Origin of the sequence: Proteiniborus sp. (assembly GCF_040308045.1) — a bacterium.
GTDB lineage: Bacteria > Bacillota > Clostridia > Tissierellales > Proteiniboraceae > Proteiniborus.
The window spans coordinates 48,459-72,660 of the sequence record NZ_JAWRHZ010000012.1 but is presented as its reverse complement, the minus strand read 5'-3'; the positions used below and the strand labels follow the sequence as shown (position 1 = coordinate 72,660).

21 protein-coding genes are annotated in these 24,202 nt (G+C 31.5%); all 21 read right to left on the bottom strand.

Annotation, left to right across the window (positions count from 1 at the left end):
• Nucleotides 1–125: 125 nt before the first annotated feature.
• On the bottom strand, nucleotides 126–1,595 hold the full coding sequence (locus ABV008_RS02115) for a sigma-54 interaction domain-containing protein (protein ID WP_352418161.1): 1,470 nt from the start codon (nucleotides 1,593–1,595) through the stop codon (nucleotides 126–128).
• A 24-nt stretch (nucleotides 1,596–1,619) separates the two neighbouring features.
• Nucleotides 1,620–1,886 (bottom strand): CBS domain-containing protein, encoded by a 267-nt coding sequence (locus ABV008_RS02110; protein ID WP_352418163.1) that lies wholly within the window; start codon nucleotides 1,884–1,886, stop codon nucleotides 1,620–1,622.
• A 250-nt stretch (nucleotides 1,887–2,136) separates the two neighbouring features.
• Complete coding sequence (gene ftsH / locus ABV008_RS02105; protein WP_352418160.1) at nucleotides 2,137–3,951, bottom strand: ATP-dependent zinc metalloprotease FtsH; 1,815 nt, start codon at nucleotides 3,949–3,951, stop codon at nucleotides 2,137–2,139.
• Nucleotides 3,952–4,031: 80 nt separating this feature from the next.
• Nucleotides 4,032–4,580 (bottom strand): hypoxanthine phosphoribosyltransferase, encoded by a 549-nt coding sequence (gene hpt / locus ABV008_RS02100; RefSeq protein WP_352418159.1) that lies wholly within the window; start codon nucleotides 4,578–4,580, stop codon nucleotides 4,032–4,034.
• Between the two features lie 120 nt (nucleotides 4,581–4,700).
• Nucleotides 4,701–6,092 carry a tRNA lysidine(34) synthetase TilS gene (tilS, locus tag ABV008_RS02095; protein ID WP_352418158.1) on the bottom strand — a complete coding sequence of 464 codons (1,392 nt, stop codon included), beginning with the start codon at nucleotides 6,090–6,092 and terminating at the stop codon, nucleotides 4,701–4,703.
• A 109-nt stretch (nucleotides 6,093–6,201) separates the two neighbouring features.
• Entirely contained in the window at nucleotides 6,202–7,131 is a 930-nt protein-coding gene (locus ABV008_RS02090; RefSeq protein WP_352418157.1) for a protein kinase domain-containing protein, read from the bottom strand.
• A gap of 66 nt (nucleotides 7,132–7,197) precedes the next feature.
• A complete protein-coding gene (locus ABV008_RS02085; RefSeq protein WP_352418156.1) occupies nucleotides 7,198–7,929 on the bottom strand; it encodes a vWA domain-containing protein in 732 nt (243 codons plus the stop codon).
• 225 nt (nucleotides 7,930–8,154) lie between these two features.
• Nucleotides 8,155–10,548, bottom strand: a complete 2,394-nt coding sequence (gene spoIIE / locus ABV008_RS02080; protein WP_352418155.1) for a stage II sporulation protein E — start codon at nucleotides 10,546–10,548, stop codon at nucleotides 8,155–8,157.
• A 459-nt stretch (nucleotides 10,549–11,007) separates the two neighbouring features.
• Nucleotides 11,008–11,418: a S1 RNA-binding domain-containing protein gene (locus ABV008_RS02075; RefSeq protein ID WP_352418154.1), complete on the bottom strand. Its 411-nt coding sequence runs from the start codon at nucleotides 11,416–11,418 to the stop codon at nucleotides 11,008–11,010.
• Between the two features lie 87 nt (nucleotides 11,419–11,505).
• Nucleotides 11,506–11,829 (bottom strand): FtsB family cell division protein, encoded by a 324-nt coding sequence (locus ABV008_RS02070; RefSeq protein WP_352418153.1) that lies wholly within the window; start codon nucleotides 11,827–11,829, stop codon nucleotides 11,506–11,508.
• Nucleotides 11,830–11,961: 132 nt separating this feature from the next.
• Complete coding sequence (gene yabQ / locus ABV008_RS02065) at nucleotides 11,962–12,471, bottom strand: spore cortex biosynthesis protein YabQ (protein ID WP_352418152.1); 510 nt, start codon at nucleotides 12,469–12,471, stop codon at nucleotides 11,962–11,964.
• 27 nt (nucleotides 12,472–12,498) lie between these two features.
• On the bottom strand, nucleotides 12,499–12,786 hold the full coding sequence (gene yabP / locus ABV008_RS02060; protein ID WP_352418151.1) for a sporulation protein YabP: 288 nt from the start codon (nucleotides 12,784–12,786) through the stop codon (nucleotides 12,499–12,501).
• A gap of 227 nt (nucleotides 12,787–13,013) precedes the next feature.
• Entirely contained in the window at nucleotides 13,014–13,253 is a 240-nt protein-coding gene (locus tag ABV008_RS02055) for an RNA-binding S4 domain-containing protein (protein WP_352418162.1), read from the bottom strand.
• Between the two features lie 315 nt (nucleotides 13,254–13,568).
• Nucleotides 13,569–13,847: a non-specific DNA-binding protein Hbs gene (hbs, locus tag ABV008_RS02050; protein ID WP_352418150.1), complete on the bottom strand. Its 279-nt coding sequence runs from the start codon at nucleotides 13,845–13,847 to the stop codon at nucleotides 13,569–13,571.
• Nucleotides 13,848–13,926: 79 nt separating this feature from the next.
• A complete protein-coding gene (gene yabN / locus ABV008_RS02045) occupies nucleotides 13,927–15,405 on the bottom strand; it encodes a bifunctional methyltransferase/pyrophosphohydrolase YabN (protein WP_352418149.1) in 1,479 nt (492 codons plus the stop codon).
• A 62-nt stretch (nucleotides 15,406–15,467) separates the two neighbouring features.
• Nucleotides 15,468–17,078, bottom strand: a complete 1,611-nt coding sequence (locus ABV008_RS02040; RefSeq protein WP_352418148.1) for a putative polysaccharide biosynthesis protein — start codon at nucleotides 17,076–17,078, stop codon at nucleotides 15,468–15,470.
• A gap of 243 nt (nucleotides 17,079–17,321) precedes the next feature.
• Nucleotides 17,322–17,873: a stage V sporulation protein T gene (gene spoVT, locus ABV008_RS02035; RefSeq protein WP_352418147.1), complete on the bottom strand. Its 552-nt coding sequence runs from the start codon at nucleotides 17,871–17,873 to the stop codon at nucleotides 17,322–17,324.
• 130 nt (nucleotides 17,874–18,003) lie between these two features.
• Complete coding sequence (locus ABV008_RS02030; protein WP_352418146.1) at nucleotides 18,004–19,005, bottom strand: peptidylprolyl isomerase; 1,002 nt, start codon at nucleotides 19,003–19,005, stop codon at nucleotides 18,004–18,006.
• A 37-nt stretch (nucleotides 19,006–19,042) separates the two neighbouring features.
• Nucleotides 19,043–22,579, bottom strand: a complete 3,537-nt coding sequence (mfd, locus tag ABV008_RS02025; RefSeq protein ID WP_352418145.1) for a transcription-repair coupling factor — start codon at nucleotides 22,577–22,579, stop codon at nucleotides 19,043–19,045.
• A gap of 38 nt (nucleotides 22,580–22,617) precedes the next feature.
• Nucleotides 22,618–23,199, bottom strand: a complete 582-nt coding sequence (gene pth, locus ABV008_RS02020) for an aminoacyl-tRNA hydrolase (protein WP_352418144.1) — start codon at nucleotides 23,197–23,199, stop codon at nucleotides 22,618–22,620.
• Between the two features lie 21 nt (nucleotides 23,200–23,220).
• Nucleotides 23,221–24,168, bottom strand: coding sequence for a ribose-phosphate diphosphokinase (locus ABV008_RS02015; RefSeq protein WP_352418143.1), 948 nt, complete (start codon nucleotides 24,166–24,168; stop codon nucleotides 23,221–23,223).
• Between the last annotated feature and the right edge of the window lie 34 nt (nucleotides 24,169–24,202).

Genomic DNA, 24,202 nt, shown 5'->3' with positions numbered 1-24,202 from the left:
TTCAAGCGATACATTTTTGTATCGCTTGAACAGGGCTATTTCTGCGTACTTATTAAAATAGTAGCAATTTTTGTCGCTTTCAGGCGATGCATTATTGTATCATATGCTGATGCAATAATGCATCGCTAGGATAACTTGATGCCATAGCAGTTAGCTTTTCTAACTACGGTTGGTTGGCTAATTCCTAGAGCTTCAGCAGCTTTTCTAGTAGTTTTATAATTCTTTAATGCATTATATATAAGCTGCTTTTCAACTATAGCTACAGCTTCATTTAAATGAATTTCTTTGTCATAGAAGTCGTATAGAAATTCTACTTCCTTTTTACTTATCATTTTTGAAATATACTCGTCTGAAATTATATCATTAGGACAAATTAAAACTAAGCGTTCCATTAGATTTTTTAGCTCTCTAACATTACCTGGCCAAGGATATAATCTTAGTAATTCAGCAGCTGAGTAATCTAATTTTTTGTTCATATTATACTTTGAATTATAAAGATCTAAAAAGTGAATCGCTAAAAGTACAATATCCTCTTTTCTCTCCCTTAAAGCAGGAATCCTTATAGGGATTACATTCAATCTATAATATAAGTCCTCTCTAAAAAGTCCTTTTTCAACTTGCTCTTTCAAGTTTAAATTAGTTGCAGCTAGTATTCTAACATCGATCTTTTGTACTTTTGTACCACCTACTCTAGTAATTTGTTTTTCCTGAAGTACTCTTAAAAGCTTCGACTGAATATTTAATGGGATTTCTCCAATTTCATCAAGAAGTATTGTCCCCTTGTCTGCAACTTCAAACATACCTGGCTTCCCACAATTGGCTGCACCAGTAAAAGCTCCTTTTTCATATCCAAATAGTTCGGATTCAAATAATGTTTCAGGTATAGATGCACAATTTACTTTTACAAATGGGGCATCCTTTCTTAAACTTTTATTATGGATTTCCTTAGCTATAACTTCTTTTCCAACTCCAGTTTCACCCGTTATCAATACTGTAGCGTCTACTTCGGATATTTTGGAAACTACCTCTAGAACCTCTTCAATTTCTTTACTGTTACCTATAATATCTTTCTTATCTATTTGTTCTCTACGCAGTTGTTCTAGTTCAAAATAATATTTTCTTTTTAACAGTTCAGTTTGTTCAACTCTTGTCTTTAGATTAAGCAACTCTGTTATATCCCTTATATTTGTTACAACCATAATAATATTTCCATCTTCATCATGTACTGGGCTACTAGTAACTAAGCATCTCTTTCCATTTCTAAACTTGTCTACTATTGTAACTGACTCATTTTGTTCTAGGGCTATTAAGCTTGCAGATTCTGTAAAAAGCCCCTTGGAAATCAATTCTTTCATAGGTATCCCTATAACTTCTTCTTTTTCTATGCCACTTATTCTAGTATAAGCTTTATTTATAAATATAGTAATCCCTCTACTATCAGTAATATATACACCATCATGCATAGAATCTAAAATGCCTTTTCCTACAATTCTAAATTCAAAACCTATATCATTAGAAATATCTATTGCTCTTGCAGTATAGTAGTTTTTCATAGTAGCATTTACCAAGTCTTCTTTGTATACGATACCTAACAAGCATCCTTGCTTGTTTGTGACAATTCAGCCATCAAAATCCAAACTATTAATTTCATCTAAAGGAGTATCGTTATAAGTTATACAAAAATCTTTTTTCATTATTTCTTTTGCTGAAATAACTGGATTATTACTTTTGTACATATAGTTTAACAAATCTAATGCTTCAATTACTCCAGCTACTCTTCCCTCATAAATAACAGGAGCTTGCTTCAATCCCTTTTCACAAAATTCTTTTAATACTTGAGTAAGTTTATCATTAGCATTGAAATAAGTAATATTGTTTTTAACTATATCCTTAACTTTGATAAGCCACTCCTCCTTAGTATAAGATTAATTTTTTTATTGTGCTGGTAAAATATTAACAAATTTGCATATTCTATAGTTACTATTATATCAAACTTTAAGCCTTTTCTAAATATATACGTAAAAAGTTGCTAAAAAAAAGCAGGTACTCAAAAGAATACCTACCCCATCTATTGACATAGAGCCTTAAAATAGTGTCTTTTATTTTGTCACAGATTGTTTTAACTTAATCCTAAATTTATTCACATGTGAATAACGCTTCAAATTCTTTTGCATCTAATGTTTCTTTTTCAAGCAATGCTTCTGCAACTTTGTGAAGTTTATCTATGTTTTCTTTTAAAAGAGATTCTGCATCACTATATGCTTTGTCTATTATTCTTCTCATTTCTTTGTCTATGGCAGCTGCAACTTCCTCGCTATAGTTTCTACTTCTTGCTAAATCTCTGCCTATAAACACTTCATCATCATCAGAACCATATGTCATAGGTCCAAGGTGTTCACTCATCCCATAGTGAGTAACCATATTCCTAGCAATCTTAGTTGCTCTTTCAAGGTCATTTTGAGCACCAGTACTAATATCTTCTAATATAAGATGCTCTGCTACTCTTCCTCCTAGCATATGGACAAGCATTATTTCCATCTCTTTCTTAGTTGCATAATTTCTATCTTCCTCAGGTAGATACATAGTGAATCCTCCTGCTCTTCCTCTAGGAATAATAGTAACCATATGAACCGGATCTGCACCAGGAAGAAGTCTTGCTGCCACTGCATGACCTGCTTCATGATATGCAGTAAGCTTTCTTTCTTTTTCGCTAATAACTTTACTCCTCTTTTCTGGACCTGCAACTACTTTAGTTGATGCTTCTTCAATAATAGCCATAGGTATCTTATTAAGATTTTGTCTAGCTGTAAGCAGTGCAGCCTCATTTACTAGATTCTCCAAATCTGCTGGTGTAAAGCCTGGAGTTCTTCTTGCAACAACTTTTAAATCTACATCATCGGCTAAAGGTTTACCTCTTGTATGAATCTTTAGAATTTCTTCTCTTCCCTTAATATCAGGAACTCCAACATATACTTGTCTATCAAACCTACCTGGTCTTAATAGTGCTGGGTCTAGTATATCAGGTCTATTTGTAGCAGCTATTATGATTATTCCTTCGTTCTCTCCAAAGCCATCCATCTCTACTAGCAACTGATTTAATGTCTGCTCTCTTTCATCATGACCTCCACCAAGACCTGCACCTCTTCGTCTACCTACTGCATCAATCTCATCTATAAAAACTATACATGGTGAGTTTTTCTTAGCTTGTTCAAATAAATCTCTTACACGTGAAGCTCCAACACCTACAAACATTTCAACAAAGTCAGAACCACTTATGCTAAAGAATGGTACACCTGCTTCTCCTGCTACAGCTTTTGTTAAATAAGTTTTCCCTGTTCCTGGAGGTCCTACCATTAGCACCCCTTTTGGTATTCTAGCACCTAATTCTATATATTTTCTAGGGCTTCTAAGAAAATCAACAATTTCCTTAAGTTCTTCTTTTTCCTCTTGTAAACCTGCAACATCTGCAAAGGTAATTTTTTTACCTTCATCTTTAAGCATTTTAGCTCTACTCTTTCCAAAAGACATTACTCGATTACCACCACCTTGTGATTGCTGCATAAATACAAACCAGAATACAACAAAAACAAGAATCATAAATATAGTTGGAAGAGCTGATATATAAAATGGAGTCTGTGGTTGTGGTTCCCCAGTTACATTTTTAATTCGACCTTCCTCTATAGGTGTTTTTAAATAATCTTCGAAAAATCTATCTGAACTAGTAGGCAAAGTTAAAGTAAAACTTGTGCCATCCTTAAGCCTACCTTTTACGGTATCTTCGTTTTTAACAATTGCGATGCTTTCGACATTATCTTTATTTATTTCTTCAATAAGTGTGGTATAATCAATTTGCTTTGTTTCTTCAACATTTTTCGTTAGTAGTTGAACTGCAAATACTAGTATAATAAATATAAGCAAATAAAAGCTTATACCGCGAAAATATCTCTTCAAAAATAATCCTCCTTTCAACTAAGCTGATAATAATATATCATCATATTCTAACATATTAATAATAAAAAGACAATAATGGTTTATTTTATTAAATGACTATATGCTTCTTCTTTTAGTATGCATATGTCCGAAAGATTTCTATAACCTTCTGCAAAATCTATTCCGTAGCCTACAACAAATTCATCAGGTATATCAAAACCTTTATAAGCTAGCTCCAAATTAATTAATCGTCTTTCCGGTTTATCAAGAAGAGTACATATTTTTACACTAGCAGCTCCTCTAGATTTTAAATTATTTACAAGATAGTTAAGAGTAAGACCAGTATCAATAATATCTTCCACCAATAATATATCTTTACCCTCAATACTTCCTTCTAAATCCTTAAGAATTCTAACTACACCAGAAGATTCTGTAGAATTCCCATAACTGGATACTGCCATAAAATCTATAGTAAGCGGAATTTCTATATTTTTCGCAAGATCTCCTAAGAACATAAATGCTCCTTTGAGTACACCAACAAGCATTAATTCTTTACCTTCATAATCCCGTGTAATCTTTTTCCCTATTTCTTTAATTTTCTTTTGAAGTTCATCGTATGAAATTAGAACCTCTTTTACATTGTTTTTCATGAAACTCCTCCTCTTAACTATCTTAATATTTTTATAACCCATAGGAAAGTCTTGATTTCTTTAATATACTCTTTCCGTAAATGGGTTTCATAAAAAGCTACCTTAATTTATTTTTATTGTTTAATAGAAGCTTTTTTTATATTCTAATAATAATACTCTTGAAGTATTGCTACTTACCTTATATTCTTCACTTATTCTATGTCCTACTACCCAAATTATTTTTCCATTGTCCTCAATAATTGGTATACTATCTCTTTCTTCTCTAGGTACTTTCTCATCAATAAAAAAATCCTTAAGTTTTTTTGACCCTTTCATTCCTAAGGGAGTAAACCTGTCACCATCTCTTCTATTTCGTATGTGAAGTACATCTTTTATTTTATCATAGTCAAAGTATTTTATGAACCCGTTAATATAATTAATGTCTATTTCAGCTATAGGTAGAACTTTTGAATTAATAGTAACACCAAGTTCATTAATATATACTGTTTCTCCTATATGAATGGGGTATTTGAAATACACTTTTTTTGATTTGCTTTTTTTCTCAATTATTATATGTCCATAGCTTATTTTAATATCAATATTGTTAGTTATGTTAATACTTTTCCCTGTTGTGTTCTCTTTCATCAAATTATTAATAATGTTTATATGCTTTTCTTCAATTCCTTTTAGGTTTCCATTTATTTTTTCAATACTTTGTCTAATAATTCTTGACTTAATAGAATAATGTTCTTCTTTTAACTTATCTATATCTAATACTATACTATTTTGCGACTCCTCTACAACTACATTTTTATATTTTTTCTCTACAATTCCTAATATAAATTCACTATCCATTTGCATTAATTTAGAAGTTCTAGCTAAAGTATCTATGATGCCTTTGTTATAGTTTTGGGCTATATAAGGAATAACTTCCAATCTAGTTTTATTCCTCCCATAAATAGGCTCAAGGTTTGTCCTATCAATTCTAACCAATATAGCATTATCACTGCAGTATTTCTCTATATCTTCTCTGCTAACATCTAAAAGAGGTCTTATGATGTTTCCATTTTTATATTCCATACCTCTTAAACCTTCTAAGCCAGTTCCTCTAAAAAATCTCATCAATAATGTTTCAGCTTGATCGTTTTTATTGTGGGCGACTGCAATTTTCCCTCCCCCAATATTACGTAATATTTTGTTGAAAAAGCCATACCTTATAGCCCTTCCTGCTTCTTCTGATGTTAGCTTGTTTTTTCTAGCATATTCATCCATATTTACTTTAGTTGAATGAAAAGGGATTAGAAGTTCTGAGCATACATCTTTGACAAACTCTTCATCCGAATCTGCCTCTTCTTTCCTAATTCCATGGTTTATGTGGGCAACATAAATATTGAAACCTATCTCTTCTTTTATCTCGTTAAGAATATGTAATAAAACCATAGAGTCTGGCCCGCCTGAGACACCAACTAATATATTATCATCCCTTGCTATTAGATCATGTTTCTTTATCACATTAATAACTTTTTCTTTCATAAATACTTTCACCTGTATTCTTGAGTTCTTTTATCTTACATAGATTTAAGCTTGAATAAACTAAAATTCTTAATTTTTTCTATATTTAAAATTTCTATAATCAATCTTATTATCCTCTATAAAAATAAAAATTAATTCCTATAGATATTAAAACAATCAAAAAAAACACCATACTAAACGTAAAAAATACATCTATGGTTAGTCCTATTTTTGTTTTAGTTTTTACTTTTGCCCGATATTTACTGGTAACCACTAATGATGAATTACACTCTTTAAAGGATTTTTTTAAACTTTCCTTAAAATTTCCAATACTCTTAATCTCTCCTCTAAGTGCCTTTATTAAACATTTTTTAAATCTATTATCTAAAACAAGAAGCTTAATGCGTGATTCTATCTGGTTTAAATTATTCAATAAGGGATTAAATTCTTTTTTTAAGAGCATAGATGTAATTATCATAGCAACGCTAAAAACTAAATAAGCTATATAATCATTACATCCATCTATTTCCCAAGATAATATACTATAAGCAGGAGTATATTCCTTGATGCCTTGATTTTCTTCAACTACTCCTCCAAAGTCAATAAAATTAACTTTCTTCCCTCTTTTGTCTATCATTATATTTTCTGGCTTCAAATCAGCATACACATACCCCATTTTATAGAATTTTTCTAAAATATTCAATAAAATAATCCCAATTCCTATTATTTCTTTTACCTTCATACTACCATATTTTATTATTTCTTTAAGATTATACCCTTCAATGTATTCCATTACTAGAAAATAATATATATTTTCATTTCTCTCATAGTCATCTATTTCATATACTCTTGGTACATTTTTAAGGCTTTTTAGCTTTGTCATCATATTAAATTCTCTAGTAATTGAATTAATATCCTTGCTTATTTTCAGAGCTCTAGTATACCCCTTATTGTCTTTAACTTTATAGACTGCTCCTACTCCACCTTCTCCAAGTTTAGACAATACAGTATATTCATTATTATTCCATTTTCCAATAACAGTTTCCTTTACCTGTAACATTTGTACCCACTCCTATTAGAAAACCTACAACTATTAAACAAGTTGTAGGTTTTCTATTGCATTTCTTTACACACTAAAACTCTTAAATACTATTTCTTCTTCTACATTAAATCCAAAATTCATATTATTACTTAAAAGCTCAACTGCACTTTTTATTGCATAACCTGTAGGCGTATTGCCACCTACGAGAATCTTATTGAGTGAATCTTCAAGCTTAGTTATGTCCTCTGTAAAATCACAAAGAATATCATATTGGTTTTCGTTTTTACCAGGATAACTTATTACTGCTATTTCCGTTTTTCCTTTTCTTTGACCTAGTATTTTCAATAGATTAATTATACTTTTTTTAGCCATGCTCATTTTATTAGTCATACTACTACTTGAATCTATGACTACACAGCATTTTATGTTTATCTCATCTCCAAGCCTGTCTATCATATCAGTAACCTTTATCCTAGACTGAGGTTGCATTTCATTAAGACCTGTACCTATTATTTCTCTAAGTTCCTTGTTTACAGCTTCCTCTATAGTTTTATAAACTGATTTTACTGTTGCAACACTTAAAGCCATTGATAAATTTTGAATATTAGTTAGCTCCCATACTCCTCCTCCTGCTTCCGCAATATCTTTAATCTCTTTTAAAGGCCTTTCATCATTGTTTTTATCCGTTATTCCTATAGTACTAATAGTTACACCTTTTGCATGTCCTTCTTTAGCAGCACTTATAGGGTCAATACCTTCATTAGATTCTCCATCAGTTATAAGCATTATCTGTCTAAACTCTATAATTTTATCCATAATAATCCTCCTTGGCTTTTTTTGTAATTATTACCAAGCCTATTATTTATATACCTTCATTTTTTATAAACTAATACATAGATATGCTAGTCCATCAACTTTTAGAATTTCCCGCAGTCTCGCAACACAAATTTATTTGCTCGCTATCACTCGCATAAATTTGGTTCTCGTTGCGCGGGTTAGGTCATAAAAAAGCATGTAGGTTGTCCCACATGCTATCTCATATTATCTTCTTTTCCATATCTTGGTCACCAATACTGTCATATCATCATTGGCTGTCCCGCCACAAGCCTCTAGTGCAGCATCCATTATCTTATCCGCAATAGTTTGAGGATTTACATTTTCAATGCTTTGAATGATATTAGCTAACCATTTTTCCTTATTTTCTTCATCGTAATTTGAGTCTAAAATACCATCAGATACCATAATAATATAATCCCCGTCATCTACATTGTCCTCATATACTTGAATATCAACATCCCTCAATATTCCCACAGGTAGAGAATGTGAGTTTATTATTTGTACACTGTCCTTTCTCTTTATAAATGTTGGCGCTGAACCGACCTTTACAAATTGGGTCTTTCCTCTATACATGTCAACAATAGACATATCAATAGTAGCTAGCATCTCATCTGAGGATTTTAAGACTAATACTGAATTAATAGTCTTAAGTGCCAGCTCTTTATCAAATCCAGCCTCTAGAAACTTTTCAAGTAATGAAATAGTAATATCACTTTCTTGACTTGCCTTATGCCCTACACCCATACCATCACTAATAACAGCAAAATAATTGTTGCTTTTTTCACCAAAAGTGTAGTTATCTCCTGATACACTATTAAATCCTTTGTCTATCCTAGACACCTTTGTAATTGCTCCAAAGCGATTTGCCTTTATAAGTTTAAATTTAATTCTCTTATCTTCATATTTAGTACTTGAACAATATTTATCATTAGTAAGCTCAATACCTACTATTTCAGAGACAACTTTTGTCGCCTTACTTATTATGTCTTCACCGTTATAAGATTTTATCTCTAAATATATTTCAAAGTCATCTCTCGCATTTTCCGTAACAATTACCTTGTCTACGCTTATTTTATTTTTTCTTAAACCTGCATAAATTTCCTTCTCCACGTCTTGTTTAAATCTTACATCATTATATATTTCATTAGCTAAATCCTTAATAACCTTTGACATTCCCTCAAGCTGCTGAGACACAAGCTGTCTGCTCTCTAATATTCGGTTTTCCCATTTATAGTCTAGACTAAAAATATCAAATAAATAATTAATTCTCTGTGCGATTTCATCTGTTTTCATACATCTTTTTTTAAAAATATCAGGCATCATATCGGGCGAAATACTTCCTCTCATTTCTATAGTACCCAACATTTCGAACATAGATTGATAAGTTGAATAAAAGTCACTTTCCCAGCAAAACTTACATAAGGAGCATTTTCTACAAACATCATCAGCTACTGCATCAATTAGTTTAGATACATCCTTTTGTTCTACTATTTTAGTTCTGTCGGATACTCTTCTAAATGTCTCTCCAAGTTCTTCAAAAACTTGTGATATTTCAGTAAGTCTCTTATATGTCATATCCTTAACCCTGTTTGAATATGCTTCTTCTATTTGATTACTACTAGATACTCCGATAATAACCTTGCTATTTAATCCCTTTGCTAATTTAGTAACTATAAGGAATACAACAATAGATACTGCTATTTCCTTATTCTTTAGTATTGTCTGCATAGAGCCACCAATATAAAAGGACATTATAATATTCCCTAAAATAAACCCTAAGCAGCTTCCAATCTTGCCTATCTCTTTAAACAATCCAGATAAAAGCCCTGCAAACCCATATATTGAAATAACAAATGGCAGATTTATCTGAGACATAGACGTTACTACACCTATAGTTATTCCTACTGCAGTACCTATTGAAGGCCCTTTATTAAAGGCGAATATTATTACAATAACTATCCCTATTACATTTTTTATTGATATTCCAAATATACCTATATTATCTAATCCTGATACGGCTAGAGCAATCATTATCGCTCCACAAATCACTTCTTCACTTGAAAAAACTCTATTTAATGTAGTATTTATAGTGGGAATACTATGAGTAAATATATATGTAAGAGTAAATACAACTACACCCTCGAAAATGGTCAGCATTAAGTCGTAAATATAGTAATCATTAATTATTATATATAAACTTTTAAGTAAAATAAGAGACATTGATGCAAATATTGAAGCTTTTATTATACTGTCTTTAAACCTTGGATTTAAAATTCTGTATGTAAAAAATACAAACCATACAACTGAAACATACTGATAGCTATGGAATCCATGAACTGATATGATTCCTAGTGATACAAATAAAGGTACTATAGTTGAATTGCCATACTTTATCATATATGCTGCCACAAAAGCTATTCCAAAAGGTGTCAGGCCTTCCATAATAGATGATCTTCCTATAAGATAGGCTAACACACTAATTACTAAAGCACTGGTGTTAATATTTTTAATAATTTTTCTTAAACTTTTAATATCAATGCTTCTACTATTCCATCTACCTTGTCCCCTTGCAGGGAACATCTCTGTTCTACTTATCATTTAGAACCCACCACCCAATCTTTAGTTTAGGCCTATTGTAGCAAATAGGTTTCAAAATATTTGTCAATCGAGGTTGTAGGGTTTAAAAAAGTTTTTGACATTATTAAATATAGTTTTATCATTTCAAAGGGGTTTCTAAGGTTAAGGTTATTTAAGTAAAATATGATGTTAATTTGAAGAGAATTATTATGAAGTGCTGTAATACCGTTAAAATCTAGTGTTTTCAAATATCGACAAAAGCGATTCATATTATTATATACAAAAACAGCCTTGGTAAACTAATGTATTATCTTGTACTATTCCTGCACTGCTAGGAAGCAACTATAGTATAGTTTAATATTCAAGTACAATGTTAGTTAACCTAGGCTTATTTTCATTAAAAATAATATATGTTTTTGTCAAAAGAAAAATGGAAATAAAAAGTTATACAATAAAAAACCGGGAAACCCCGGTTGTATTCTATGCTCTTCGATTTTTTGCTCCAAAGCCTCTCTTCGATTCTTTTTTCTTGAGCTGCTCTTGCTTTTCACTACTATCTTTTAGAAACTTTGCCATCTTATCCTCGAAAGACATGAACCTCTGTTTATCATCAGTTTTATTCCAGTCTATTTCTGCTGGTTTTGTTTTCGATTTTTTAGGTTCGGCTTGTCTTATTGATAAGCTTATTTTTCCCTCATCACTAATGGATAAAATCTTTACCTTAACAGATTGGTCTTTCTTAAGATAGTCGCTTACATTATTAACATAATCATGTGATATCTCGGATATATGAACTAGTCCAGTCTTTCCTTCTGGTAGTTGAATAAACGCACCAAAGTTTGTAATACCAGTAACTGTACCTTCAACTACATTACCAACTAAAACGGGCATAAATTAAAAACTCCTCCTTTAGATATTTTAGATACATCAACTCATTTAAGTATATATTATAACATTTAATATGTCAATCAGTTAAAATCAGTTATCTATGCCCTCATTAGACTTGTCTTCTTTACTTTTGTTTGTATCTATATATATTATTTCATCAGGCATTACCATCTTTAGTTCTTCTCTTGCCATCTTTTCAATATACTCTAAAGAATCTGTGTACTTTAATTTTTCTTCTATATCCTTAATTTCACCATTAAGTTTCTCTATTTCATCTTGTTTTTGTATCTTCTCATTTTCAAGAGCTTTTATTATCTTTTGTTGATTAAAAAATGTTATGCCTAAATAAACAATTATAGCAAAAATCAAAAAATGTCTAACTCTAAATCTTTTTCTTGATTTATTTTCTTTCATAAAATTCACCTTTCTTATCTTAGCTTTAGTATAATATTTCTACAAAACTTAAAGAAATCCTCTTTACATAAACTCTTATCCTTGTACTAAATAAGGAACATGTAAATGATACCTTGTGAATTCTTATCCAATTTATTTTTTTCTCAATATAGTCTTTATGTTTTTCTTTAATCTTTTTAGCAGTGTAAAAGGCAGCTTTAAATACCTTTTGACTTTTACAATTAATCTATTTACATTAAACTTGATTTTACTATATGGGCGTTGTATTTTTAGGCCAATAAATCTAAAGGGGGCAAAAATAACCTTAAAGATGCATTTTAAGATTTTAATTATGCCATTTACAATCCACACAAGTGTACTAATAATTATCTTGCTTAAAAATCTTGAATATAAAAAAGCTCCACTAAAGAACCCAAGAAATACGTACCCCCTTATTTCTCCCCAGTTAGCATATAAAATAACCGTTAGAAATATTACAGAGATAATTATCCAGAAAATAAAGTCCTCGATAAAAGTAGCTACTTTCTTAGGCTTTAGATAGTATCTAAATATTCTGTATATATCATATACAAATGCCATAACTATGCCACCATACAAGGTCGCAAAAAATATATAAGCTTGGCTTTGAACGTAGCTATCCATTAAACCACCTCATACTAATACTAGTAACTACTTGAACATCTTCCCTAATAATCCACTTCCTTTTCCACTTGACATCTCCTTATTAGTATATATGATACTATTTATTACTCCTTGGATAGTTACATTTCCATCATCTAGATTAAGTTTACTTATATTTAGTGAAGCTCCTTTTATGCTTAGGCCTCCTTTTGATGTTGCAAGTACAATTGTATTGTCATTAAAGCTTTCTACATACTCAACTCCTGAGATTCCAAGTTTTTCTCTATCTTCAAGTATTATGTTATTGCTTTTAGCAGAAACCTTTTTTTCTGTCATTCTTGCCCCTCCTTTTAATATCCTTATGATAATAAATATGTATTTTTTCTCTTGTTTATGCTAGGTATAAACAAGATTCTCTTTGCAAATGTTGTGTTTATGGAATAGAAAAGCCAAGGTTAAGATCTGACTTGTAAAAAGTCTAACTTAACCTTGGCCCAGACTATAAATGTTAGATTTAACAAATTGGCACAATAACAGTAAGTCCTATGAGAAACCCAACATAATTATAAATTTCTATACATCTCTTCTGCATTTTCCTTAGTTACATGTTCTAGCAATTTAAGTACTTCTATTTTCATAGTATTAGTTCCGAAATTGAGCTCTATTTTATCTCCAACACTTACTTCTGTTCCAGGTTTTGCTTCCTTACCGTTTACAAAAACTCTTCCTTGGTCACAGGCTTCTTTTGCTATAGTTCTTCTTTTTATTATTCTTGTATTTTTTAGATACTTATCTATTCTCATAAATAACACCTCATTTATTTGGTAGGACGGATTGCCGATGACAGCTCCTACAGTGTTGAAAGGCAAATGTCCATTTGGCGCACATCCTGCAGTCTCGCAACACAAATTTATTTGCTCGCTTCGCTCACATAAATTTGGTCCTAACGGACACACTGATCATAAACCTAAAGTAGGGTTGGTCCTAACGGACACACTGATCATAAACCTAAAGTAGGGTTGGTGCTCGCCCAGTTTGACCTACCATCGATTTTCTGACAGAAGCGTTCAGAAAATCGGGTTAGGTCATAAAAAAATCAGGTCACTGACCTGATTCTCTTATTTGTTTACTGCTTCTTTTAAAGTTTTGCCAGCTTTGAAAACTGGAGCTGAAGATGCTGGTATTTTTATAACTTCTTCAGGATTTCTTGGGTTTCTACCTTCTCTAGCTTTTCTTTCTCTAACTTCGAAAGTACCAAATCCAACTAATTGCACCTTTTCTCCACCTGCTAATGCTTCCTCAACACTTTTCATAAATGCATTTAAAGCGCTTTCTGCATCCTTTTTAGTTAAATTACTTTTTTCTGCCATGCTAGCTATTAATTCAGCTTTGTTCACAATATAACCTCCCTTTAATTATTAATTTGGTTACGTATAGCATATTCTATGTTTTAATGCAAAATCCTTCTTTTCTGTACTATTTTTTATCATTTTTTTTATTTTTATGTATTTTTGCCTTATTCCACATAAAATCCATATCTTTTAGGGTCATTTCTTTTAAATCTATACCCATTTTCTTGCTTTCTGCTTCAATAAACTCAAATCTTTCGACAAATTTATCTATGGTTCTATTAATGGCATTTTCTGGATTTATGTCTACAAATCTACAAACATTTACTAGTGCAAATATTAAGTCGCCTATTTCACTTTCTAAACTATCTTTATTATTGTTTTTTATCTCTTCCATAACTTCATCTAATTCTTCGTATAGCTTTTCTATTGCTCCACTTACATCTTCCCAGTCAAACCCCACATCAGAAGCCCTCTGTTGAATCTTGTAGCTTCTCATAAGTGAAGGAAGGCTTCTAGGTATATCTTTAAGTCTATCTGTATAGTTTAGAATACTTTTTTCTTCAGCCTTCATGTCATTCCAACTTTTTAAAGCCTCTGATACATTATTAGCTGTTTTATCTAAAAATACATGAGGATGTCTGTGAATAAGTTTTTTACAAATATTAGTTGTAACATCCCAAAAATTAAAATATCCTTCTTCCTTAGCTATTTGACTATGGAATACTACTTGAAGCAATAAATCTCCTAGTTCATCTGCTAAAGCATCCATATCATCATTATTAATTGTATCAACTACTTCATAGGCTTCTTCAATTACATATTCCCTTAAAGAGATATGAGTTTGCTCTGCATCCCAAGGGCATCCATCCTTTCCCCTAAGCCTTTCCATGATTCTCATTAAATCATTGATATCATATCTGGCTTTATTTTTCATTCTAGGTACATATACACTTGTTAAAAAGCTTATATCATCTACTCTGTCTAACTCATATAGAGGAATCCTAAGTACCTTTTCCTTATCCTTAATGCCTGCAGAATTGATAACATATACCTCATGCTCATCTCCATAGATTTCCATAAGAGCTAGTTTAAGCTCCGAAGCTCTCATTTTATCATACACTTGAGTTACTAAACAGTCAATATTTATATCGACATTTGTTTCATAAATGTTTAATCCATCTATCACTTTAAGACCGTTTATAGGGTCATGACCTACTGCTAATATTACGGGTTCAATGAAGCTTAAGCCAGGTATTATTTCTAACTCTATAGACCCTCTTTTTTCAAGCTCCATAAGCATTGTAACTGTATTCTCAGCTACTAATGGATGACCAGGTACACAATAGGTAATACTTTTATATTCTTGGGACCTTTTTACTAAATCTTGAACTATAAACTCGTATACTTTTTCAAAGCTCTGTTGTTCTTCATATGCATAGTCATATGATATATATTCTATTCTTTTTTCATTTAGGTATTCAACTGTAGGATGCTTCTCTGTTCTTAAAAAAACCATATTTCCATTACTCATTTTTTCTATAGCGCCTAAAGTAAGTGAGCCTATATCTCCTGGTCCTAGTCCCACTACCACAATTTTACCCATAGTTTCCCTCCATATTTACTCTTATCATTGACAAATCCGGTTTTCTTTATACATGTGTATTTCTAGCTTTTTAAAAGTCCTTTAGATTTTAATTTTCTTGCAAGCTTTTCTCCCTTAGGTAGAAGTTCAAAATCTTCTGATGTTAAAGCACCACTTAGAAGTAAAGCAATAATATAGGCAATTCCACCAGTTCCTATGGAAAGCACAGTTGAAATCTTACTTCCTAATATTCCAAAAGTATATCTATAAGTAACCCAAACTACAGCTGTCATTAAAAGAGCTGATATTATAGGTTTTAAAGCTATATCCATAAATTTGAATTTAACTTTTGTGTATTTTTTAACTTCAATAAAATTAAGTATTGCAGCAACTAGATAAGTCATTACTGTACTAAAAGCTGCCCCTTTTACATTAATAGAAGGTATGCCTGTTAAAATGTAAGTTAAAATAACTTTTACTACTGCACCTATAGCTAAATTTCTAACAGGTATCATAATCTTTCCCAGCCCTTGAAGTATAGCCGTAAGAGATTGAATCAACGTTAAAAATATAAGACTTAATGATAAAATCTGAAGTATGGCTCCAGTACTTTGTTTTTCTGCTAAACTATAATTAAAATATAAAAGATCTATGATTGGTGTAGATAATATAAATAATCCTAATGCGGAAGGCAATCCAATAAGAAGAGTTACCCTAATACCAGATTTAGTTGTAGCCCTAATATCCTCATAATCTTTTCTAGCAAATGCACTTGATACTGCTGGGACTAAGCTCATGGCTATAGCCATGGATAGTACTTGTGGAAAATTAATTAAGGTTTGTGCGTTCCCTGTGAGCTGTCCATATAATCCATTTGCCTCTATTTCAGTAAAACCTATTTCCTGAAGCCTTCTCATAATAAGAGCAGCATCAATAGTATTTATTATTGGTAATATAGATGCTCCGATAGTAATAGGTATAGCTATAACTAAAATATCTTTTACTATTTTGCTTATACTTTCTGGTTCAGTAGCAGTACTACTCCTAATCTCCTCCGTTATTTTACCTTTTTCTTTTATATATATAATAACTATGAGAATTGTCCCTACAATAGCGCCTGCAGATGCACCAAATGAGGCTCCTCCTGCTGCTTCTGGAAGCCCAATGCCTACTAATTGATATGCTAAAAACAAACCTATGGAAACACGAAATAGCTGCTCAATTAATTGAGATATTGCAGTAGGTACCATAGTTTGTCTTCCTTGAAAATATCCTCTAAAAGCAGACATAATAGGAACAAAAAATAATGCAGGTGTCATAGCTATAAGAGAATAGTAAGCCTTACTGTTTCCCACTGCATCTACGATGGGACCAGCTGTAAAGAATACAAACAAGGATGTGATTATCCCTGCGGCTAAAAATCCAGCAAAGGATACTCTAAATACTCTATGAGCTCCCCTATAATCATATAATGCCCTTTTTTCAGCGACTATTTTAGCAATAGCAGTAGGAAAACCTGATGTTGATATTGCAACAAGTAATGTATAAAGTGGGTATGCTGTTTGATAGTATCCCATTCCTTCTGGTCCTATCATGTTTGAAAGAGGAATTCGATAAAATGCACCTAATATTTTTACTATTAAGCCTGCTAATCCTAGTATTGCAGCTCCCTTTAAAAAATTGTCTCTAGCCATAATGTCCTCCAATCTCGAAATTCTACAATTTAATACAGCTCACTAGGATTTTAATAAAATACTAAGCGAACATTTGCAGGATTCGACTATAATTCTTAGCGGAATGAGCTATAAATTAGTGTGTATTTTATTAAAATCCTAAACCATACAGTCTTAATTTGCAAATACTATTATATCAGAACTAGGCCAGATAATGAACAGAAATATTTAAGCCTACCAGTACTGGTAGGCTATGTAGAAATACTATTGTTCCATTTGTTTTGATAAGAATGCAGCTGCAGTTTCGGCAAGTTTAATTTCAATATCTCCCATTTTTACATTTGATTCTTTAGACGTTAATACTACTGCACCAATTGGATCCCCTTGAGTTACAATAGGTGCAATAATTTGGCTTTGATATTTCTCTGGATTTAACTCATCGGAAGCCAATCTTATTGGTTTACTTGTTCCTGTAGCTACGTAAACTTCTCTGCTTTCCATTATTTTTTCTAGTTCTGGGCTTACTCTTTTATCTAAATATTCTTTTTTAGAACCTCCTGAAATAGCAACTATAGTATCCCTATCGCATATAACTGAAGTGTGCCCAATACTTTCATATAATGACTCTGCATATTCAGTAGCAAATTCATTTAGCTCTCCAATAGGTGAGTATTTTTTTAATATTACTTCCCCTTCTCTGTCAGTAAATATTTCTAAAGGATCTCCTTCTCTTATCCTAAGTGTTCGTCTGATTTCCTTAGGTATTACTACTCTTCCTAAATCATCTATTCTTCTTACGATTCCAGTAGCTTTCACTTATTTCCCTCCTCAATAATAAATGTAAATATATAGCTTTCTGTTAACTTATTATTTTACTATTAAGATTATTTTATGCATATGTGGAAATTTTATAGCAAAGGTAAAAAAAAAGACTGCTTAAGCAGTCTTACTCTCCATCTTTATTCTCTGTTTTATCTTCTGTATTATCTTGTTCTTTATCCTTTTTTGTTTCAGTATTCACAAGAATTTCTATAGTTGCACTATCTTTTAAATCTTTAATTTTTTCATCAAACTTAGCAGATTCTTTGTTTTGCAAGTCAATTAATACATTATCTTTAAGTTGTTCAAATGTATCTTTTCTATCAGTTAGTTTTATTATGTGGTATCCAAAGTCAGTTTTTACTACATCACTTATTTCGCCTGGTTTAAGGTTGAAAGCAGCTTCAGAAAATTCTGGAACCATTTGTGCTTTTGTGAAATACCCTAAATCGCCTTTTCTTTCTTCTGCATTAGGTTCAGTAGATAGCTTAGTTAAGTCATCAAAACTTTTTCCCTCATTAAGTTGTTTTAATATATCCTTAGCTTCTTCTTCTGTTTTTACTAGTATATGACTAGCTCTTATAGAAATATATTGATCTTTATTCTCTTCAAATTGTTTTTTCACATCATCTTCAGAAATAATTGAGTTAAAGAAATTGTTTCTATACTTATCTATAATCATTTCTGTTCTCATTCTTTTTTTCATAAAATCTACTGTCATATTATTTTGTTCTAAAAACTCTTTTAACTCTTTTTCTCCACCTGCTGAAGCAGTAAATTGGTCTATGGCCTCTTTTACTTCTTCATCCTTTACTTCTATTTTTTCTTTTTCTGCATCTTGCAATACCAATTCCTCAGATATAAGATTATCTAATACAATTTGTCTTAACTCCTCTTCAAAGGTATTTCCATTTCCCATATCCTTTGACATAATATCTGATCCTAATTGGTTTTCATACATTTTTTTATTTATACCAAAGTTCATGTCATAATCAGATTTTGATATAGCTTTACCATTGACCATTGCAGCTGCATCTTTCTTTGATACCCCACACCCATTTAGTATCATTAATAATGTTAGTGCTATTACTGTAATAAAGATAAATTTTTTATTTATTTTAAATTGCAATTCTGACCCTCCTCACTTTAAGTCTACACATGTACTATTATATATTATTTGTGTCTATATTAAAACCACTAATTTTTTCAATTACTTTTTCTAGCTCATGCAATATGTTTTCCTGAGATTTGCCCATAAGTTTATATTTAAAATTCGGAGTTTTGGATAAATCAAAGGTCATTCTTCTTCCATAAGACAATACTAATGCATTTATTAAATCAGGAGTAATATATTCTGGTGATTTAAACTCTAGCTTAATAAGCTGATCATTCTGAGAAACAGATACAATTTTCGCCTTACTACAAAGCGATTTGATATATGATATTTTTAATAAATTAGTTACTTCATTTGGTATCTCACCAAACCTATCCATTATTTCTTCTAAAACATCGGAATAATCTTGTTTGCTCATAATAGATGAAATTCTCTTATATATTTCTACCTTTTGTTCCTCATTTTCGATATATTTCTTAGGTATATATCCGTCTACGTTAAGTTCTATAGTAGTGTCTACCGTTTCTTCTCGCTTCTCTCCTCTTAATTTCTTTATTGTTTCATCAAGGAATTTCACATATAAGTCATAGCCTATTGCTGCCATCTGACCATGTTGTTCTGAGCCTAACAAATTTCCAGCTCCTCTAATCTCTAGATCTCTCATGGCTATTTTAAATCCTGAGCCAAATTCAGTAAATTCTTTTATTGCCTTTAATCTCTTTTCTGCAACCTCTGTTAATACTTTGTTTTTTTCATAGGTAAAGTAAGCTGAAGCTACTCTATTTGAACGTCCAACTCTACCTCTTAATTGATATAATTGTGATAATCCCATTTTATCAGCATCATTGATGATTATCGTATTTACATTAGGAATATCAAGACCTGTTTCAATAATAGTTGTACATACTAAAATATCTGTATCTCTATTAAGGAAATCCATCATCACTCTTTCAAGTTCTCTCTCGCTCATCTGCCCATGTCCTATAGCTACCCTGCCATCAGGTACTAGTTTCTTAACTCTTGAAGCAAATTGCTGAATATTCTGGACTTTATTATAAAGATAATAAACCTGTCCTTCTCTACTAAGTTCTCTAGCAATAGCATCTTTAACTATCTGATCATTGTATTCTACAACATATGTCTGTACAGGATACCTTTCTTCTGGTGGCTCTTCAATAACACTCATATCTCTAATACCTATTAGTGACATATGGAGCGTTCTCGGAATAGGAGTTGCTGTTAAAGTGAGTACATCAACGGTCTCCTTGATTATTTTAATTGCTTCTTTATGCTTAACTCCAAACCTTTGCTCTTCGTCTATGATTAATAAACCTAAATCTTTAAATTTTACATCCTTTGATAAAAGTCTATGAGTCCCGACCACAATGTCAAGATTTCCGCTCTTTAAGTCATTTATTATTTTCTTTTGTTGTGTTGGCGTCCTAAATCTGCTTAGCATTTCAGCCTTTATAGGAAACTGATTGAATCTCTCAACTATTGTGTTATAATGCTGCTGGGCCAAAATAGTTGTAGGTACTAATAAAGCTACTTGCTTGCCATCCATTATGGCTTTAAATGCAGCCCTTAATGCTACTTCTGTCTTTCCATAACCTACATCACCACATAATAGTCTATCCATAGGTCTATCTTTTTCCATATCTCTTTTGATTTCCTCTATGCATCTAAGTTGATCCTCCGTTTCTTCATATGGAAAAGCATCTTCAAACTGTTTTTGCCATGGGGTATCTGGTGAAAATTGATATCCTTTAACAGTCTGTCTAGCAGCATAAAGTTTTATTAAATCTGACGCCATATCTTCTATGGCCTTTTTAACTCTAGTTTTAGTTTTTGCCCATTCACTGCTGCCAAGTTTGTTTATCTTAGGCTCTACAGTATCTGAACCAATATATTTTTGGATTAAATTCATTTGGTCTATTGGCACATAGAGCTTATCTTCACCTGAATACTTAACAGCTAGATAATCCTTCCGTACTCCCTGTACTGTTAATTGTTCTACTCCAATATATTTTCCGATACCATGAGTTTCATGTACTACATAATCACCTATATTTAAGTCTGTAAATGATGCTATCTTAGTAGTATCTTTTCTTGTTTTCGCTGGCCTTGTTTTTTTATATGTTCCAAATACTTCTTTATCACTTATAATTGCAAATTTTAGGTTTGAATACTCAAAACCTCTACTTATGCTTCCAGAAGTTATAAATACCTGTCCAGATTTTATTTCTCTTTGTGAGTCCTCTACATAGCTACATTCAATTTCTCTTTCTAGAAGATTTTTGGTTAATCTAACTCCTCTTTCCTTAGTACCACTAAGTATTATAGTCTTATAGCCTCTATATTTAAAATGCTTAAGTTCATCTGCTAGAATCTCAATTTTGTTATGGAATGACTGCATACTTTTAATACTAAAATTTATGATTGCCTTAGGTTTGAACCTAGGATTGTTCTTTAAAAGATTTGTAGTAGTGATGCATATCATATCTATAATATTTTCTATAATATAGTCATAATTTTGATAAATATCTTGATGTCTTGATAAAATCTCTCCTCTTTCAAATAAGTCAGTAAATCTATTTATAAAATCCTGTCTATGACCTTTGACACTTTCTTCTATTCTCTGAGGTTCATCTACTATGACTATAGCGTCACTTTTAAAATATTCAATTATACTAGAAAGCTCCTGTTGTAGATAAGGAATTAATAAGTCAATATTTCCTATACTCAATCCATTTGATAATCTGTCAATATAATATCTAAATTTTTCTGTTAATTTATCTGTTATTTCTGCTTCCCCTTTTTTCTGGAGCTTTTTAGTACATATACTTAAATCATTTTCAATACCATTAATGATATTGTCAACTTCTCCATCCAAAAGCAGTATTTCCTTAATAGGCGGAATATGAATTCGAAGTAAATTCTCAATTGATCTTTGAGTTTTTAAATCAAAAAGCCTTATGGAATCTATTTCATCATCAAATAATTCGATTCTAAAAGGATTATTTGAATTAACTGGGAAAAGGTCAATAATACCTCCTCTAATGCTAAACTGACCTATTCCTTCCACCATATCTACTCTTTCATATCCTTGTGTAACAAAAGTTTTAGATAACTTGTTTAAATCAATTGTATGGCCTAATTCAATGTCCATTGTATATTTCTTAGTAATAGCCTTAGTCATTATTTTATTCATAATAGAATGAATTGAAGATACAACTACTATATTTTCACCTTGAGCAAGTCTGTCCATAACCCTTACTCTATGATTTGATACTTCATGACTATGCGCATCAATATCATAGAGAACCACTTCCTTAGTAGGAAATAATTCGCTACTTTCTCTACTAAAAAAGCTTAAATCCTCCATTATTTTTTTAGCTCTTAAATCATCATAGGTTATTATCAGAATTTGTCTACCTAAATGCTGATTCAGCCCATATGATACATGAGCTATATTCTCCTCTGACAAGCCATGCAAAGCAATTGGGGAAGATTTTTTATTTATTTCATTTACTAATTGGTCATATGAAGACAGGTTTTTTAAACTGTCTATAAACATATTAAACTCCATAAAACCAGCTCCTTAGATAAACACCTATAGCCCAGGTTTTAATTACCTGGGCTCTCAATATTTATATTAAATTCATTCATTGCAGAATTTATACCATCTGTAATAATCTTTTCAACTGCTGCTGCAGCTTGTTCAATAGTCTTATCTATATATATCCTATCTTCCTTAGAAAATCCGCTAAGTACAAAATCAGCCAGGTCTTGATGTTCAATAGGTTTTCCTACACCAATCTTAACCCTTGGAAAGTTATCACTCTGAAGTAAGTATATGATAGATTTCATTCCATTATGAGTGCCTGCGCTTCCCTTTGTCCTAATTCTTAGAGAACCAAACTTTATATCAACATCATCTACTATAACAATTATATTTTCTAATGGCATCTTATAAAAGTTATATATATCTAAAACACTCTCTCCACTTTTATTCATATAGGTCTGTGGCTTGACAAGCAGTACCTTTTGTCCACCAATTTGTGCCTCTCCGTATACTGCCTTAAACTTAATCTTATTAATTTTTACATTATTCTTCTGAGCAATACAGTCTATTGTATCAAACCCTACATTATGTCTTGTTCCTTTGTATTTGTTGCCAGGGTTGCCCAGCCCTATTACTGCATACAAACAACCAACTCCTTTATGAGCTTAATCAAATATTCTGCTCACTGACTCATTCTTATATATTCTTCTTATTGCCTCAGCTATAATAGGTGCAACTGATACGACGTCTATTTTATCAATTTTCTTTTCTTCTGTTAATGGAATTGTATCTGTAACTACAAGCTTCTCTATAACGGAATTTTGTATTCTTTCAATAGCAGGACCTGACAATACAGCATGTGTACAGCAAGCAAAAACTCGCTTAGCTCCAAAGTCTTTTAAAACACTTGCAGCTTTAGTCATAGAACCAGCTGTGTCAATAATATCATCTACTATAACAGCATCTTTTCCTTCAATATCTCCTATTACATTCATTACTTCTGAAACATTAGCTTTTGGTCTTCTTTTTTCAATAATAGCAATAGGTAAGTCTAAAATACTAGCAAAATTTCTTGCTCTTTGAACACCACCAACATCAGGTGATACTATTACAGTATCACGAGCTAAATTTTTCTTGAAATATTGTGCTAATATTGGTCCTCCAAGTAGATGATCCACAGGTATATCAAAATATCCTTGTATCTGTGCAGCATGTAGGTCCATAGTTATTATTCTATCTGGTCCTGATACTTCAAGAATATCAGCAACAAGTTTCGCTGTTATTGGATCTCTTGCCTTTGCTTTTCTGTCCTGCCTTGCATATCCATAGTATGGAACTACAGCATTTATTCTGCCTGCAGATGCCCTTTTGAGTGCATCTACCATAATTAAAAGCTCCATTAAGCTTTCATTTACAGGTGGACACGTAGGTTGAATGACGAATACATCATAGCCTCTTACAGTTTCATTTATATTTACAGAGATCTCACCATCACTAAATTTGCCAACCTCACTATCTCCTAAAGTTTCTCCAAGCTCAGCGCATATTTTTTCTGCTAACTCTTTATTTGCATTACCTGCAAAAATTTTTAAATCTCTTCCACTAATGTTCATTTGCATTCCTCCTTAATTTTTAAGTTTTTATTTT